Source organism: Neobacillus sp. NPDC097160, assembly GCF_044762155.1.
GTDB lineage: Bacteria > Bacillota > Bacilli > Bacillales > Cytobacillaceae > Neobacillus.
In genome coordinates this window covers 172240-189285 of record NZ_JBIWDU010000005.1, presented here as the reverse complement: position 1 = coordinate 189285, position 17046 = coordinate 172240, and the positions used below count along the sequence as shown (strand labels likewise).

17 protein-coding genes and 1 pseudogene are annotated in these 17046 nt (G+C 38.5%); 12 read left to right on the top strand and 6 right to left on the bottom strand.

Annotated elements, in window-relative coordinates; translation table 11 throughout:
• Nucleotides 1-105 precede the first annotated feature (105 nt).
• Entirely contained in the window at nucleotides 106-909 is an 804-nt protein-coding gene (locus tag ACIQXV_RS09250; RefSeq protein ID WP_402958076.1) for an RDD family protein, read from the top strand.
• Nucleotides 910-946: 37 nt separating this feature from the next.
• On the opposite strand, the gene cls is transcribed toward ACIQXV_RS09250, so the two are convergent.
• The gene (gene cls / locus ACIQXV_RS09245) at nucleotides 947-2398 is read right to left on the bottom strand and encodes a cardiolipin synthase (RefSeq protein ID WP_402958074.1); all 1452 of its coding nucleotides are present in this window, start codon (nucleotides 2396-2398) and stop codon (nucleotides 947-949) included.
• A gap of 85 nt (nucleotides 2399-2483) precedes the next feature.
• Here cls and ACIQXV_RS09240 point away from each other — a divergent pair, with 85 nt between their 5' ends.
• The 5 genes from ACIQXV_RS09240 (at nucleotide 2484) to ACIQXV_RS09220 (ending at nucleotide 6926) form a co-directional block, all read left to right on the top strand.
• On the top strand, nucleotides 2484-2723 hold the full coding sequence (locus tag ACIQXV_RS09240) for a hypothetical protein (protein WP_402958073.1): 240 nt from the start codon (nucleotides 2484-2486) through the stop codon (nucleotides 2721-2723).
• A gap of 79 nt (nucleotides 2724-2802) precedes the next feature.
• A complete protein-coding gene (gene ftsH, locus ACIQXV_RS09235; RefSeq protein WP_402958072.1) occupies nucleotides 2803-4650 on the top strand; it encodes an ATP-dependent zinc metalloprotease FtsH in 1848 nt (615 codons plus the stop codon).
• Nucleotides 4651-4788: 138 nt separating this feature from the next.
• Nucleotides 4789-5313: an RNA polymerase sigma factor gene (locus tag ACIQXV_RS09230; protein ID WP_402958070.1), complete on the top strand. Its 525-nt coding sequence runs from the start codon at nucleotides 4789-4791 to the stop codon at nucleotides 5311-5313.
• The gene (locus ACIQXV_RS09225) at nucleotides 5303-6217 is read left to right on the top strand and encodes a hypothetical protein (protein ID WP_402958068.1); all 915 of its coding nucleotides are present in this window, start codon (nucleotides 5303-5305) and stop codon (nucleotides 6215-6217) included. The genes ACIQXV_RS09230 and ACIQXV_RS09225 overlap by 11 nt, the downstream gene beginning before the upstream one ends.
• A gap of 133 nt (nucleotides 6218-6350) precedes the next feature.
• A complete protein-coding gene (locus ACIQXV_RS09220) occupies nucleotides 6351-6926 on the top strand; it encodes a GNAT family N-acetyltransferase (protein ID WP_402958066.1) in 576 nt (191 codons plus the stop codon).
• A 56-nt stretch (nucleotides 6927-6982) separates the two neighbouring features.
• Here ACIQXV_RS09220 and ACIQXV_RS09215 read toward each other — a convergent pair whose 3' ends face one another.
• The 4 genes from ACIQXV_RS09215 to ACIQXV_RS09200 form a co-directional block, all read right to left on the bottom strand.
• Nucleotides 6983-8353, bottom strand: a complete 1371-nt coding sequence (locus tag ACIQXV_RS09215; RefSeq protein ID WP_402958064.1) for an aldehyde dehydrogenase — start codon at nucleotides 8351-8353, stop codon at nucleotides 6983-6985.
• A gap of 34 nt (nucleotides 8354-8387) precedes the next feature.
• Complete coding sequence (locus ACIQXV_RS09210) at nucleotides 8388-9587, bottom strand: iron-containing alcohol dehydrogenase (RefSeq protein ID WP_402958062.1); 1200 nt, start codon at nucleotides 9585-9587, stop codon at nucleotides 8388-8390.
• A 307-nt stretch (nucleotides 9588-9894) separates the two neighbouring features.
• Nucleotides 9895-10461 (bottom strand): Lrp/AsnC family transcriptional regulator, encoded by a 567-nt coding sequence (locus tag ACIQXV_RS09205; RefSeq protein WP_402958060.1) that lies wholly within the window; start codon nucleotides 10459-10461, stop codon nucleotides 9895-9897.
• 123 nt (nucleotides 10462-10584) lie between these two features.
• Nucleotides 10585-10848, bottom strand: coding sequence for a DUF2533 family protein (locus tag ACIQXV_RS09200; RefSeq protein ID WP_402958058.1), 264 nt, complete (start codon nucleotides 10846-10848; stop codon nucleotides 10585-10587).
• A gap of 320 nt (nucleotides 10849-11168) precedes the next feature.
• Here ACIQXV_RS09200 and ACIQXV_RS09195 point away from each other — a divergent pair, with 320 nt between their 5' ends.
• The 5 genes and pseudogenes from ACIQXV_RS09195 to ACIQXV_RS09175 all read left to right on the top strand — a co-directional run.
• Nucleotides 11169-11333 carry a hypothetical protein gene (locus tag ACIQXV_RS09195; protein ID WP_310360764.1) on the top strand — a complete coding sequence of 55 codons (165 nt, stop codon included), beginning with the start codon at nucleotides 11169-11171 and terminating at the stop codon, nucleotides 11331-11333.
• Between the two features lie 672 nt (nucleotides 11334-12005).
• A complete protein-coding gene (locus ACIQXV_RS09190; RefSeq protein WP_402958056.1) occupies nucleotides 12006-12935 on the top strand; it encodes an ABC transporter ATP-binding protein in 930 nt (309 codons plus the stop codon).
• Complete coding sequence (locus ACIQXV_RS09185; protein WP_402958054.1) at nucleotides 12932-14032, top strand: ABC transporter permease; 1101 nt, start codon at nucleotides 12932-12934, stop codon at nucleotides 14030-14032. The genes ACIQXV_RS09190 and ACIQXV_RS09185 overlap by 4 nt, the downstream gene beginning before the upstream one ends.
• Nucleotides 14033-14087: 55 nt before the next feature.
• On the top strand, nucleotides 14088-14522 hold the full coding sequence (locus ACIQXV_RS09180; RefSeq protein ID WP_402958053.1) for a DUF6526 family protein: 435 nt from the start codon (nucleotides 14088-14090) through the stop codon (nucleotides 14520-14522).
• Between the two features lie 87 nt (nucleotides 14523-14609).
• Nucleotides 14610-14756 (top strand): annotated as a pseudogene (locus tag ACIQXV_RS09175) (alpha/beta hydrolase); the annotation flags it as partial.
• A gap of 78 nt (nucleotides 14757-14834) precedes the next feature.
• Here the strand turns inward: ACIQXV_RS09175 and ACIQXV_RS09170 are convergent.
• A complete protein-coding gene (locus tag ACIQXV_RS09170) occupies nucleotides 14835-15917 on the bottom strand; it encodes a sensor histidine kinase (RefSeq protein ID WP_402958051.1) in 1083 nt (360 codons plus the stop codon).
• On the opposite strand from ACIQXV_RS09170, the gene ACIQXV_RS09165 reads away from it, so the two are divergent.
• Complete coding sequence (locus ACIQXV_RS09165) at nucleotides 15916-16824, top strand: serine hydrolase domain-containing protein (protein WP_402958050.1); 909 nt, start codon at nucleotides 15916-15918, stop codon at nucleotides 16822-16824. The two genes, ACIQXV_RS09170 and ACIQXV_RS09165, sit on opposite strands and share 2 nt — an antisense overlap.
• Nucleotides 16825-17046: the final 222 nt, after the last annotated feature.

Here is a 17046-nt window from a genome sequence, read left to right as displayed (position 1 = left end):
CACCTTCTTTACAGAAGTTTTGTACTCTTTCTCCTTATTATAGAAAAATAGTAGAAAAATAGAAACAACAATAGAAAAAATCAACTGAGTAATGGGGGTATTTTTATGATTGAAGACAATTTAGATATTAAAACTCCTGAATACGTCTCGATTCAATTTCAGCTTGCCGGATTAGGAAGCAGAGCTGCTGCATTTATCATTGATCAATTACTGTTATCTGTTTTCAATATTTTGATCTTAATTGCGCTTTATTTTGTAATGGATGGAATGTCATCGATGCCGTTTTTTCTAACGGATAGTATGCTCCCTGTCGCTATTACAATTATCATTCTGTTTATCGTGAATGGCGGCTACTTTTTTGTGTTTGAATTTTTTTCCGGAGGAAGGACACTTGGGAAAAAGGTAGTCGGAATCAGAGTGATACAGGAAAACGGGCATAGTATCACATTGTTATCAAGCTTCATTCGGAATCTCATCCGCATCATTGATTCCTTGCCGACTGCTTATTTTCTTGGGATTGTTATGATATTTTTTCATTCGAAGCATAAACGGCTTGGGGATCTTGTTGCTGGTACAATTGTTGTCCACGAGCGGAAGCAAAAGCGGAAGAAGAAACTTACCCCTATTGAAAAAGAAATCGAAAATCGCGGGCTCTCCAAGGACGATTTGATTATCGATGAATGGACGTTAAAATCCGTGGGAATGAAAGAATGGGAGCTTATTAATACATACGTCAGCCGATTTCATCAAGTACCGTTAGAAGAAAGAAATCAGCTAACAAAACAAATGGCTGAAATTTTGTTTCCGAAACTAGGGGTGGAAATACAAGGGCAATTGGAAAGTGAAATGGAAGATACACTCCTCGTTCTTTATTTGCTTCTACGAGATGAATGGGAATTTGAACTATAAAAAAACTCGGCACTTTCATGTGAAGTGCTGAGTTTTTTTATAATATTGGTGATAAGAGGCGTGATATGGATTCCTTTAATTTGTTTATGATGGACCGCTCTTTATATCTTGTTATTGTATATTCAGAGCTGTCTTGGCAATCTTGCAAGAAAAGTCCATGAAGTTGTTTGGCTGACTTTTCATCGTACAAAATGGCATTCACTTCAAAATTTAATCGAAAGCTTCGTGTGTCGATATTAGCAGTCCCAATCGAAGCCACTTCCTGATCCACAACAATCGTTTTCGCATGGATAAAGCCCTTCTCATACAGGTATATTTTTGCTCCGTAATCGATTAGTTCTCCGGCGTACGACAATGTGGCCCAATAAACAAAAGGGGAATCCCCCTTACTTGGAATCATGATACTTACATCAACACCTGAAAGCAGGGCAATTTTACAAGCATCCATAAAACTGGCATCTGGAACAAAATACGGCGTTTGGATGTTTACGGTTCTTTTAGCCGACATAATCAATTTAATATAAGCATTTTTGATATGTTCTGTTTCAGAGTTTGGCCCGCTCGCAATAATCTGAACAGGCGTGTTTCCTTCAGGTTTTTCCATAGGAACAGAATAGGGCTCAAGATTCAACTTGTTCTTTGCGGCATAATTCCAGTCTAATAGGAATCTTCCTTGTAGTTGATTAACCGATTCACCATGAACTCGTAAATGAGTGTCACGCCAGTAGCCGAATTTTTTATCCAACCCTAAGTACTCATTTCCAATATTGAAACCGCCGATATAAGCAATCTTTTGATCAATGATACAAAGCTTCCGATGATTGCGGTTATTAATGCGGAAATTGATTAATCTTAGAAAAGACGGGAAAAAGACCTCCACTTCGCCGCCGTAATGAATAAGTTCTTTAAAAAAACCGGGAGAAATCCTTTTAGAACCAATATCGTCGTAGAGAACCCGAACTTTTACACCCTCTTTTGCTTTTTTTGTCAGCTCTTCCCGCAGCCTTTTTCCAAGCGAATCGTTTTGAATGATGTAATATTGAAGATGAATTTCCTCTTGTGCTTTTCTAATATCGTCAAACAAAGAGTGAAATTTTTTATAACCATCACTGAAAATCTGAATTTCATTGTACATGGTTAGTAATGAATTGGAGGATTTCAAGTTCATCAGGAGCAAATCAGAATGTTTCGTAAGTAAATTGCTCTGATAAAAACTACTGTTTTGCAGCTGATGGATTTGTTCGTCTACAGTGGATTGAAGATAGTTTCTTTCTTCAGATGATAATTGGTAAAAGTTTTTCTGCTTTAATTGTCTTCCAAGAAATAAATAGACTAAAAATCCTCCAATTGGAATAAAGAAAAGGACCATCAGCCATGCCCAAGTAGAACCAATGTCTCTTCGTTCGATAAATACAACCACACCTGCAAGCACAATATTACCTATGAGAACTATGGTTACAAGCAGTGTTGTAAAATTTGTTACTTCCATACGATAATACTCCTTCGTCATTCAACAAGTCTTTTAGTAAATCTTACCTGAATTGGCTGGATTTTAAAAGTGAAAAACATTATAAGTGACACTCTGTCATAATAGTTATAAAATAGAAAATACGTTTTCCAATGTTTTCAGGAACAGTGAGAGTAAAGATAATTTTAGAGAAATTTCACCGTTGATCGATACAAAAAATTTAAATGTCTCGAGGGATAAAGAATTAATTCATATCATGCAAATTATTTCGATGGTAACCATTCGTAATGTTGTTGAAAAATTTGCTAATGACATTTCTAAAGAAGAGGCTATGGGGGGACTATAAAATGGATATGACTCTTTTGAAAGATGGACTTGCAAGAAAAATTTGAAGTTTTCATGACTTGTAATTTGGAGGAACTTATATGAAACAAATCAAACCACCAAAAAAACCATTGATATTCTACTATGGAATAATATTAGTTATTATTTTGCTGCTAAATTCGTTTATTTTTCCCGCCATTTTTAATCACTCTGTCAAAGAAGTGGATTATGGAACATTTTTAACTATGGTGGAAGATGGTAAGGTAAAACAAGTAGAAATTGAAAATAACACGATAATGTTTAAACCTAAAGATACAAGTGAAGCTAAGCTCTATAAAACGGGGTCAATCGACGATCCTAAATTAGTTGACCGTTTGCATGAAGCGAATGTTAAGTTTGCTAAGGTGATTCCGAAAGAAACATCTCCGCTATTAAATTTCATTCTATCTTGGATTCTTCCACTGCTGATCTTTATTGCGATTGGTCAATGGCTGATGAAGAAGATGCAAAATAAGATGATGGGCGGCGGCGGTGCGATGTCATTTGGCAAAAGTAATGCCAAGGTTTATGTGGAGGCCCAAACAGGGATCACTTTTAAAGATGTCGCTGGTCAGGATGAAGCAAAGGAAGCACTGCAGGAAATTGTCGACTTCCTTCATAATCCCAAAAAATATAAAGAAATCGGTGCAAGTATTCCAAAGGGTGCCTTATTAGTCGGCCCTCCAGGAACAGGGAAAACCCTTCTCGCTAAGGCGGTTGCTGGGGAATCAAAGGTTCCGTTCTTTTCAATGTCAGGTTCTGAATTTGTTGAAATGTTTGTGGGGATGGGTGCTGCTAGGGTCAGGGATTTATTTAAACAAGCGCAGGAAAAAGCCCCATGTATTGTTTTTATTGATGAAATTGATGCTATCGGGAAAAGCAGGAATTCTGGTATGCCTGGAGGAAACGATGAAAGGGAACAAACATTAAATCAACTTTTAACAGAGATGGATGGGTTTGATGCCGATAAAGGTGTTGTCATCCTAGCCGCCACTAACCGGCCAGAAACACTTGATAAAGCGCTATTAAGACCCGGACGATTCGACCGGCGAGTTCCCGTTGAATTACCTGATTTAGCTGGACGGGAATCTATATTGCATGTTCATGCAGGAAAAGTAAAGTTAGCTGATGATGTCGATTTTAATATGATTGCAAGAGCAACTTCAGGGGCATCAGGCGCGGATTTAGCGAACATAATCAATGAGGCGGCACTAAGAGCGGTAAGACTTGGCCGAAATAAAGTGATGCAAAATGATTTGGAAGAGTCTGTTGAGGTCGTCATTGCCGGATATCAACGGAAAAATGCTGTTATTTCAATGAAAGATAAATTAACTATTTCGTATCATGAAATTGGCCATGCATTGGTGGCTGCAAAGCAAAGTCACTCGGCACCGGTTCATAAAATCACAATTATTCCTAGGACCTCCGGGGCATTAGGTTACACGATGCAGGTGGATGAACATGAAACGATCCTAATGACAAAAGAACAAGCCTTGGATAAAATCACGACCTTTATGGGTGGACGTGCTGCAGAAGAGGTCATTTTTAAAACGATTACATCAGGTGCCTCCAATGATATTGAACAAGCTACAAAGATTGCCAGATCCATGGTAACTCGGTTTGGGATGAGCGACGAATTCGATATGATGGCACTTGAAACGGTCAATAACCCATATTTAGGTGGGGATACTTCACTGATGGTGTCCGCAGAAACAGCAGCCAAAGTAGATGCGGAGATTCTCAAAATTATCAAATCCTGTCATCGAAAAGCCATTGAGATTTTGGAAGAAAATAAAGATAAATTACATGAACTGACAAAGTACCTGTTAGAAAAAGAAACGATAACAGGTGAGGAATTTATGGCGATTTTATCAGGGAATCAGAAGTCAGATGCGTTTTTTGAAAAGTAAAACATATAAAAGATAACACACATTCTAGTGAAGCTCATCTTAGTAATAAATAAGATGAGTTTTTTTTATTTTTAGTGTCACATTTTACGTTTTTGCACGACTGATATATAAGAGAGAAAAAAGGTGGGTGGAGAAGATTTGAACAAAGGTAAAGAAGAACTGGTGATGAGTTGGTATGAACAGTATTATGATGATATTTACCGGTTTATTTTATATATGATTGGAGATAGGCAATGTTGTGAGGACCTAGTCCATGATACATTTCTACGTGCTTATACAGCAGTTGATGGCTTTGAAAATCGCTCGGCAGTGAAAACGTGGTTGTTCAGTATTGCTAAGTATTTGGTAATTGATGAAATTCGAAAAAGAAAACGCAAAAGGCTATTTTCCACTGTAAAGCTTATTCAGGAAATTCCATCTCCTTTCAATTTAGAATTGCATATTGAAAACAAAGAGTTCGTCCTACAACAAATGGAAAAGATTCAAAAGCTAAAGCCGAATTATCGTTTAGTGATCACATTGAAAAAAATTGAAGACTGTACGACGAAGGAAATAGCAGAAATTCTTGATTGGTCCGAGACGAAGGTTCGAAAAACATTATCAAGGGCACTGCAATCTCTTAAGAAAATAAACGAGGTAGGAGGGGAAATCCATGGAGAATAAAAATTTCGAAGAGGAGTGGGAGCTGCTTAAGCAAGTTGGTTCAACAGACACTCAAAAAGAGGCGATTAGAAAAAGAATTCAAGGAACCATTCTTAATCAACCTTCAAAAACTCGTGGCTTTCAATTCCACCCGTGGAAAAGCATAATCGCGGCTTCATTGCTTATCGTGATTTTAGGTGGCTCTCTGTTCATGTTAATAGAGGACCATCCACTACAAAATCCTACTTCAAGTTACACGATTGACAATGCTTCTTTCAGCTGGAAACTGGATGATGTTACTAGTGAAAAAGCTGGTGGAAAATTAGAACTTTACCACAAAAATAATCCTATTCCATTCGGTACAGTCACTGAAGTAACGGAAAAAGAAATGAACACAACCATTAAATCAAAGTCGATGTTTGTAGAAAGAGAACTTGAAAATTTCCCATATAAGTCAAACATGTATATTGAGCATGTAAAAATGCAGGACGTTGTCATCCGGTACTACTTTTTTGTTCCGATGACAGCTGAAAAATGGATTCAGTTTACATTTGATTATCCAAAGCTTGAGTATGCTGAGATTTTTCGAGCAATGTCAACACTGGAGCTAAAGGAAAAAAAACCATACCACAGTACTGAACAGCTTTACGTGAACCATGGGTACGGGAGTATGATATACCCGGTTGAAATAGAATCAATTTCCATTACCGCAAATAATATCGAAGTGTATCGATGGGAAGGAGCATCCACAAAGGAATATAATCAATATGTGATGAAATTACTCCAGAATCGATACTGGAAGCAAGAATCCAGGGACGGATTGTCAAGCACGTTCGCATCAGTAGATGGGAATGAAGTCATCACGATCACTTTAAATGGAAATGAACTAACGTATGAATATTTTTACCCGAACCATGAAGAATAATCGCCCACCTCTAACTCTAACCGATTCAATAAATATTGAATCGGCTTTTTTCATTATTCAGACTCAGTATTAAATCTAAATATTAACACATACTTCCTTTATGAAATTAACGAGGAAATAAAGGAGTTTGTTTATGCATTGGTATGAAAAGTTGAATCAATATTTTCCGGTTGAAGAGATGAAATCAAAAGAGCATATGGAAACCTTACTAAAAGAGCGTTCTGAAATTTATCATAAAGATGAAGGGCCTAACCATGTTTTAATGTACGTGGAGCTCGACAATTTTGTCTTTATCGATTACCTCTTTGTTTCGAAAAATGCCCGCGGCCAGGGCCTTGGGCAAAAACTGATGGAAAAAATGAAAAGCAAAGGAAAGCCGATCATCCTAGAAGTAGAACCTGTTAACTATGAAGACAGTGATACAGAAAAAAGGCTCCGTTATTATAAACGTGAAGGCTTTGAGCATGCGGAGTCCATTGGGTATGAGAGAAGGTCCCTTGCGACAAATGAGATTAATAAAATGGAAATCCTTTATTGGGCACCACATAATGAATCGGAAGAAATGATATTTGCAGCCATGAAAAAAACGTATGATCTGATTCACACCTATAAGGATCAACACTTTTATGGCGAGTCCTACCAGCCGGTTGATGAGGTTTTAACCTTTAACGAGGAACCGGAAAATAAGAATATTTTAGATAATCTATAACATTCACTTGAAAAGGCTAACCAATATTTTGGTTAACCATATTTATTAGTTTTTCTCTATTTCATAAACAGCTTAATTTTTTTCAGTCCGTTCTTTACATTTGGGTAACGAAACGGAATATCAAATAAGGTTGTTTGTTTCAAAACACTTTTTTGATGAGAAAAAGTATCAAAGTTTCCCTTTCCATGATAGGCGCCGATCCCACTGTTTCCAACACCGCCAAAAGGCAGGTAAGGGGAGACAAAGTGATAAACTGTGTCATTTACACAACCGCCGCCAAAAGAAACGCTATTTAGGACTTCTTGTTGTACTGCATTATTTTCTGTGAAAATATAGAGAGCAAGCGGTTTAGGGTGACGATGAATTCCTACCAGTACCTCTGGTAGCTCAGCGTATTCAAGGACAGGAAGAATCGGCCCAAAGATCTCATCCTGCATAATCGGATCATTCCATGTGACATTTGTAAGGACTGTCGGCTCGATTGTTAGTTTTTCTTGATTTGAACCGCCGCCCATAAATTTTTCTCCATTGTCAAGGAAGGAACACAACCGCTGAAAGTGCCGCTCACTCACGATTCTGGTGAAATTCTTATTGTTTAGCGGCTGCTGACCATACAATTCAATTGTTACTTCCTTAAATTGTTGGAGGAATTGATCCTTAATGCTTTTATGAACATACAAATAATCCGGGGCAATACAGGTTTGACCGGCATTGGTGAATTTCCCCCAGGCAATCCGTTTTGCTGCCAGCTTTATATTCGCATCTTTATGAACGATACAAGGACTTTTTCCGCCCAATTCTAATGTCACTGGAGTTAAATTTTTTGCTGCCGCCTCCATAATAACTTTTCCAACAGGGACACTTCCCGTAAAAAAGATATAATCAAATTTTTCATTAAGAAGCGCTTGACTTGTTTCCACACCGCCTTGCACAACGGTAATGTACTCCTCCGGGAATAAATCACGGATCAGTGTCCCTAAAACCTCAGAAGTTTTCGGAGTCAATTCTGAAGGCTTGATGACCGCGCAGTTACCAGCGGCTATGGCACCGATTAACGGAGCGATTGCCAATTGGAAGGGATAATTCCAAGGTGCCATGATCAGAGACACACCATATGGTTCCAAAAGAATGAAGCTGCTCGAGCCAATATGGGTAATAGGTGTTTTAACTCTTTTTGGCTTTATCCATGACCGCAAATGTTTGATTGTGAATCGTAATTCTTCGAGAACAAAGCCGATTTCAGAGGTATAGGCATCAAATTCCGATTTATTTAAATCCTCCCTTAAAGCGTCCATTAAAACTTTTTCGTTATTTTTAATGGCATTTCTTAACTTTTGAAGTGCATCAAGACGGTAAAGTACATCTTTTGTTGTTTCTGTTCGGAAAAATGATTTTTGCTTCGTAATTAAGGAATTGTAATTTTCCATTTCATTTCCCACCTTATTTCTTTTGACATCCCCGTTATTGCTTTATTAAGTGGTAAAGGGTAAATAGGTCATCTTTATTTAATATCCTTGGTACAGGATACAAAGGGTTAGCTTCTTTTAATGCACGTTCAACCATAACCGGAATATCACTTTCGACAATCCCGCTTACTTTTTTCGGAATCGCCAAACTCTCATTAAGTTTTTTTATCGCCTCAATAAACTTAACTGCCTTTTGCTCAGTCGTATCTGCACCTTCACCAATCCCTACTAAATCCGCCAGTTCAGCTAAAGACTTGTGGACGGATTCGCCGTAGTATTCCAAGACATAGGGGAGGAGAATGGCATTCGCAAGGCCATGAGGGACAGAATAAAATCCACCTAGAGTATGGGCTATTGCATGCACATAACCAACATATGCACGTGTAAATGCCATCCCAGCCAAATAGGCTGCTTTTTGCATGTTCGTCCGCGCCTGGACATTGGTTCCGTTTACATAAGACTCATAGAGATTTTCAAAGATTAATTTTACTGCATCAACACTATATTGAATTGTTTCCTTTGTGTTACTTTTGCCAATGTAGGCTTCCACGGCATGTGTTAACGCATCAATTCCTGTTGCTGCCGTGATATGCGGGGGAAGATTTACGATAAGTAAGGGATCAAGGACAGCATAATGCGGAATAAGTGATGTGTCCATTATGGCATATTTTTCATGCGTCTCGCTATTGGAAACAACTGCAGCTAATGTAGCTTCACTACCAGTACCGGCTGTGGTGGGAATCGCAAAAAGGGGAGGCGTTTTTTTCAAAACCTTTAATACACCCTTCATTTGTGGAATACTCTTGTTGGGCCTTGCTGCTCGTGCACCGACACCCTTGGCGCAATCCATTGGCGACCCGCCGCCAAAGGCAACAATCCCCATACATTGATTCGCAGTATACATTTGATACGCTTCCTCGATATTATTGATAGTGGGATTAGGGACGGTTTTATCGTATATGTGATAGTAAATTCCTTCTAAACGCAAGTCATTTAGAAAATTGTCCATGAGACCAACCGACACAATGCCTTGATCGGTCACAATTAAAACGGTGTTGATTTTGTTCAGTTTAATCAGTTTCGGCAGTTCCTTCAAACTATTTTCTCCCACTAACAGCTCAGGTTCCCGCCAAGGCATGAGGGAGGAAGCCACTTTCATAACCCCCTGAAAAGACCTGCAATATACTTTATACATAACATGACCTCGCTTCATTTTAAATTAATGTAGCTTTTATATGGCAGTCTATGAAGTATGTAATCTATCAACGGCATACCCAAAAGACCCAAAAAGAGAGGAGCGGAAACCCAAAAAACCCAAAAACGTATATCACTTATATACCGTATTTAAATAAGGTATGTCAAGAATAATATTATGAATAGAATAAAAATTCTGAAAACACTAGTTATTTTATGATAAAAAATTTAAAAAAATACTTTGTTAATCATACATTTCAAAAATAAAAAAGCCACCCAAATAGGGTGGGAGAGAGGGTGTGGTAAAATTACCTTTGTTTAATGAACTCGATTAATAAGTCTAACTCTGCAGTATTTAGTTGATTCACATTGTCGAAAAACTGTTGTACTAACGAGATCATTTCAGGACTTAATTCCTCACCTACAGATTGGATAATCATTCCGACAACTGCACCAACAAACACTGTAAGCTGAACTTTTGTCTCCTCTGATGCATTAACCATATTGACAGTTAAATCTTTAATAGAATCACCGAGGCTATTCAAAAATAAAATGAGCACACAAAGGAAGTAAGCACTAAACTCAAGCTTAACCTCGACATGTTTCATTAACTCTAAGATATAATTGATCGCATCCATCAAAGGCAGATTTTGCTGGTTTTCCATCAAGTCTGATACTTTGTTGAGAATCTCTTCCCATTCTTCCTGATTCGAAATTTCTCTTCTTTCTTTTTTAAAAAGATGATCTGCAATTTCAGTTGGGGAGAAGACGACAACGGAACGTCCTGTTTCATTTTCGTTGACAGCATACGTTCTTTTTAATAATCCCTGGCTTTCCAGGGTTTTTAAAACATCATAAGCAGTCCATTTGCTCACACCAATCGCTTCGGCCACGTCCGAATAATGTACAGGAAGATTGGTAGTCTGATACTGATGCCAAATCTGGTCTAAAAATTCCCGTCTTCTTTTCGTTAAGGATATCGTAGCGGCCACCACCATTTATTGTTGTTTTGTTAGTGATTGTACGTAATCTTGAACCATTTCACCCGTAACGAATTTCATTGTTGGCACAAATCGTAAGTTTATTTTATTCATTCTATTTGTTACCTGATTAATTTTATCAGTTGAAAAGGGAAGGCCTTGCTTACACAACTCAACGGCTTGTTCAATATAGCGTTCACGCTGTTGATCTAGCTCTTGAAACACTTGGTATGTTTTGTTCTGATTAGCAGCATGTTTGATTAAATCTTTATGTACACTCATGGTTACACTCCTAAATTGGTTGATTATTTTAATAATAACATAATCAAAAGTTGGAGGGGTTAGAAATTTTTATCATCCATAAATCACAAGTGATATAAAAGTTTATACCTCTTTCTGTAATTTTACTCTGATACATTTATCCAATAATGGGTATATTATCTCTGGATGTGTTAAATAGGAGGTTGTTCAAATGGAAGTAGAGTTTAATTTTCAATGGAGAGTAAGTAATTAAAATATCTAGTTATCAAAAGGTTTGTTGAAATATTTAAATAAAAAACGAATTTTTGCAGATAATTTATACAAATGGAAGGAGGGGGACAATGGAAACAAACAATATTGATAAAAATCTTACAAACAAGAATCAAGAAGAAAGCTTGGAAATTAGTTCTACAGGTTATGGATATGAGTCTGTTACAACAGAAACAGGAGCGGAACAAACAAAACAACGAGCAAAAGGGACGAGCCAATCTTGTGGAGGTTTGTAATTTCTCCAATAGATTTTGAATCCTTCTTTTTTATTCTTCAAGAGTCCATACTAGAAACGGTAGAATAAAGAGAGGGAGTTTCCAAATAACTTGGTAACTCCCTCTTTTATATAAAAATGGTTTTCTCCAAAATGAATCGCCATAGCACCGGTCATGAAAAATCAAATGATTTGTGGATTTCATCACAGTTATCAACAGCTAGAGTAACAGCTTTTCATTTTACTCTATTGTAATGGAAGCCTCACTTTCTCTTAAATTTAAAGCATTCATTCTACTATATTTTCCTGCACTAATCTGCATTTTATGATATTGATGGGCAGCTTCTATTGGATCAATATCTAATAATCTCATCCCAAGCGTAGGATCTATAGAAAGTAAATATTCAAAAGAAAATTTCGGGGTCAGTCCCCCGCTGCTTTAAAGTGATATCATAGCGGGGGACTGACCCTAATGTCCCATATCTAAATTACTTATTTGTTGGAAATAGTTTTTCTTTTTTAGAGAATGGATAGTTGTTTTTATTCCTAGAGGAATAAATTATTTTTTGTAGAATAATGGTATTTAGAGCAGTTTTTTAATAAAAACAAGTAATGATTCACCCTTGCAAAAAATAAAGCTAAATTGAAGTATGTAACCTATTCGGTTAAGTATTAATAATGTGGAGTGTGACAGATGGATTCTCATGAAGGAATCATACAAGTTATGAATTTAGTGAAAAAGTATGGCGATTTTACCGCGGTAAAGGGAATAGAGTTTCAGGTTCAAAAAGGAGAAGTTTTCGGTTTGCTCGGCCCAAATGGTGCTGGGAAAACAACAGCATTAGAAATGTTAGTCGGTCTTAGAAAACCCGATCAAGGAACAGCTATGGTAGGTGGATTTGATATCACACGAGAAATTAAAAAGGTAAAAGAGGTCATTGGTGTTCAATTACAATCGACCTCGATCTTCGATTTGCTGACGGTAGAAGAAATCTTACACTTATATGCAAGCTTTTATCCAAAACAGGTTTCGATTTCTTCCTTAATTGAGGAAATGCTGCTAGCTGATAAAAGAAAAAGTCGCATAAAAAGTCTATCAGGAGGACAGAAGCAACGACTGGCCATTGCCTTAGCTCTTGTACATGATCCATGGATTATTTTCTTAGATGAGCCGACAACAGGACTTGACCCACAGGCACGAAGAACGCTTTGGGATATAATCCTTCTCTTAAGAAAGAAAGGAAAAACTATTGTCCTAACGACCCATTATATGGATGAGGCCCATGTGTTATGTGATCGAATTGCGATTATGAATCAAGGCGAACTAATTGCTCTAGACACACCGTCCCGGCTTGTTAAAAACCTGCAGTCAGATAGTGCAGTTGAGTTTCGTTTTGAGAATGAATCAACAGGAGTTGTGTTACATGAAATCGAAGGGGTTAAGCAGGTAAGGAAGCAAAAGGATGTTTATGTTTTATATACTGACGATCTGCAAATCACCTTAATTAGCTTGATTCAGATGGCTGCGGATCAACAACTCAAATTAGCAGATTTGCAAACTCGTACTGCTACATTAGAAGATGTGTTTTTACATATGACCGGGAGGAGATTAAGAGAGGAATGAGAGCTTACTGGCAGCTAACGTTATCACAGTTACGGATATTCCTTCGAAATCGTCAGGTCTTGTTTTGGACGCTGGCATTTCCGATTTTCCTTATGGTTATCATGGGTTCATTTTTAGGAAATGGAAATGGAATTTCTTTATCGATTGGTGTTGTCGATCAAGACCAATCCATTCAATCAAAAGAATTTTCAACCGCGCTAATAAAAAACAAAGCAATAGAAGTACAAATGGAAAAGAGTACAAAAGTGGCTTTAAGCAAATTGAAAAAAGATGATTTACAACTAGTCGTCATCATACCAAAAGGATACAATGCAGGCTTAAGTGGCACACCAGCAAAAACGGCACCTTACTTAATCCCCGTTTACTTTAATGAAACGAACATTACTGCTTCACAAGTTGGTCTTCAGATTGTAAATAATATCATCGATGGAATTAGTAAAAATAAGGTGGATTATCAACCAGTAGTTGTCATGGATATGAAAGGGATCGAATCACTAAATTTACAGTATATTGATTTCTTAGTACCAGGCATTGTGGCGATGATGATAATGAGTAACAACATGAACGGGGTTGCCGGTCAAATTGCCGCATGGAGAGAGCGGGGAATATTAAGAAGAATGCAAGGAACCACTTTAAAAGCTTCCACGTTTATTGCAGCGCAAATTACCGCCAGACTTGTATTGAACGGCATCCAAGCGCTAATTGTTCTAGGGGTGGCCAATCTCATTTTCGGTGTTGAAGTTCGCGGGTCGTGGTTTACCTTAATCAGTTTTGTGGTATTAGGAACGCTCGCTTTTATGGCAATTGGTTTTATTATTGCCGGCATCGCTAAAACTCCGGAAAGTGCAGCACCCATTGCCGGCTTTCTATCATTTCCGATGCTATTTTTAGGAGGCGTGTTTTTCCCGATTAAAAACATGCCTGAATTTCTGCAACCAATTGTTCAGATTTTGCCCATTGCCCATCTTAGCCACGCATTAAGAGAAACAATGAATGTGGGAGCATCATTTATGAGCTTAGGGTCTGAGGCATTGATTTTGGGTGGTTGGCTCGTAGGAGCATTTATTATTGCCAGCTATACCTTTAAATGGGAATAGGTGCACGGTTAATATGAATAAGAATCAATAAAGGAAAAGGAAAGGGAGGAAACAAATGCGAAATCAAGATTATAGAACTCATGTTCGAGTTCACCCGATTTATCATTATTATTTATCTGTCATATTATTAGGAACACTAGTAACTACTGTTGTTTTTATGTTTCGCTCTATTATTCAAGAGGAGAACATTCTATTATCTATTATCCTATTTTTGATGATGACCATTATTGTAATCGTCGTAGTACTTTTACGACTTTATCCATTAAAGGCACAAGATCGTGCAATATGCGCGGAAGAGAACCTTCGTTCTTATGTTTTAACGGGGGAGTTGTTAGATGCTAGACTCCGTATCGCGCAAGTGGTAGCTTTACGTTTTGCAAGCGACAAGGAATTTCCTGAATTAAGTAAACGGGCTGCAGAAGAAAATTTACAGCCGGATGAAATTAAGAAAGCTATCCAAAATTGGCGAGCAGACTATAATCGAATCTAAATGTAGAAAAACACGTTTGATTTTATCCCAGACGTGTTTTTATAATACGTAAGTGACGAGCGACACAAAAATCCTTAATTAAAAAAGGCTAAACTGAACACCGTTGTTACTTATGATCGCCGTGGTCATTCGCGGAACATTCTTGACAACCTAGCCGAGGAATACAGCGTAAAGATTCAAAGTGAAGACGCTCACCACCTGCTATCCGAACCGACCAATGATCCTGCAATCCTCTCTTCTATTGGGTGAGGGATATCTTGTAAATCGATGACATAAACGCCAAAATATTTAAAAAAGAGCCTTTATTAAATATCATTTACATAAAGGCAAATAAGCGGTAAATGTCGTACCTTTATCAGGCTCACTCACGACGCGGATGAACCCGCCGTGGGCTCTGACAAAATGATGAGCGATCGATAATCCGAGCCCCGTTCCGCCTGTATGCCGCGAACGGGCCTTTTCCACCCGATAAAAACGATCGAATAGGTGGGCCAGTTCTTCGGCTGGAATACCGATGCCGGTGTCTATTACTGATACACATGTATAGACTGCATTCCGATCCAGGACCTTGTCTTCAATTTCAACCGAAATCTTTCCTCCTCCCGGCGTGTAGCGGATTGCATTAGTCAACAAATTGATGAACACCTGCGTGATCCGTCTCTCGTCGGCCATCACCGTTACCGGCCTCGTGGTCGAATAGAAGCGCAATTCCAGCCCGTTCTCCTCAGCCTCCATTTTCACATCATCAACGACTTGTTCAAGTCTTGCCGACAGATCGAGCGGTTTACAGTCCAATACTAACCGGCCCTCCTCAGCCAACGACAAGACATGAAGATCTTCCACAAGCAGGCCTATGCGGATCACTTCGTCATGGAGTCTAAGCAGCATTTCCGGAGGGACGTATTGACCTGTCTGTTGAGCATTTTCTAATTTTAGTTGCATGATAGACAGTGGAGTTCGAAGCTCATGTGCGACATCAGCTACCAATCGCCTGCGGGCGTACTCAGCTTCCCGGAGGCGAAGCGTCATATCGTTGAATGTTTGGATTACTTTACCATATTCGTCTTTTGATTGGACAGGAACGTTCACGTCCAGATCCCCCTTTGCAACACGTTCGATAGCGGTAACGAGCTTTCTAAGCGGAATCGTCAGCACCCCTGAAATCCATAAACTGAATAGCAGTCCAGTTGCTATGAAAAACACCCAATTTCCAAGCCAAAATTTCTGCATCTTACCTGAAACGTAAGTCTTCATGATCTCGATTTGTTCCCCGGGCAGTGAGATTAAATAAGATGTATCGATTTCTTCCTTACGAAATTGATCGAACAAAGACTCCATGTAAGCCTGTTTGGTTACTGCATGAGCGCCGCCGATAATAAGAATGAGCAGTCCCATGGAAACAAATGGCCATGCCGATTCATCGGGTAGTCCTGTAACGCCTGAAACACCTTTCGGATTAGGTTCGATCAGCAAGTCCATTACTGCTATTGCTGTTCTGCAACTTGTCGAAGCAGGAAAAATTGACTTAGATGCGCCTATACAGCGCTATTTCTCCACCCAATATAAAGGTGCAGAGTTCATTACTGTGCGTCAGTTACTTAACCAAACAAGCGGGTTCACCCAAATCTCAACTTTTAGCAACACGCTTGCAAGTGTCAACGATAAATTTCATAACCCTATAGAGAAAAACGCCTTGTCTTATGCGGAAAAGTTTTTAAAGGGAACCAAGCAAACAGAACATCCCTACAAGTATTCAAACGCAAATTATGTACTTCTGGGCTATATTGTGCAACGAGTATCCGGCCAGTCCTATGGCGACTATGTGAAGAAACATATTTTTAGTCCTCTGTCTATGCATGATAGCTATGTTACGCTTGATGAAGCGGCTGCACACGGACTGGCTACACCCTACCGTCGGATATTTGGATACAACGTTGCCTACGATGGCCCCTTTGTGTATATTGCCGGGGATGCGCCAGCGGGCTACATGTATACCAGTGCGAAGGACATTTCGACCGTTCGAACTGCGAAGCGCTGCCTTGGGCCGTGGAGTCCTGACAATTCAGGCCATACTGAAATATCTATCCAAGTTATATCAAGAATTGTTCTGTATTTTGCAGGTCTGTTTATTTTCCTGTTGTTGAGTATGACTCAAGTTGTACCGATATGGCATATGGCAACAATCTTTCAGCCGGACGTAATCCTTTGGCTGAAAATAATGACTGTACTTATGGCACTGAAGGGAAGCATGGAAATCATTCGGTTGGTTCGGTCGATTTGGCATGAAAAACATCAAAGTTGAAGTATTGGGAATAAGTGGGGAAATAGCAGGGAATTTCACTTTAGTTTAAAATATTCCTGATTCACAGAGAGGGTAATAAATACTTTTGTTCCAGGGAAGATAAATGGGAACTTCGTGAGTTTAATAATGTCATTGAAAATGCCACTTGTGTTAACTCAAACATAAAGATTTGCAAGAAAAGGTAAAAAATTAGAACAAAATATGTTAAGTCTAATCATATAA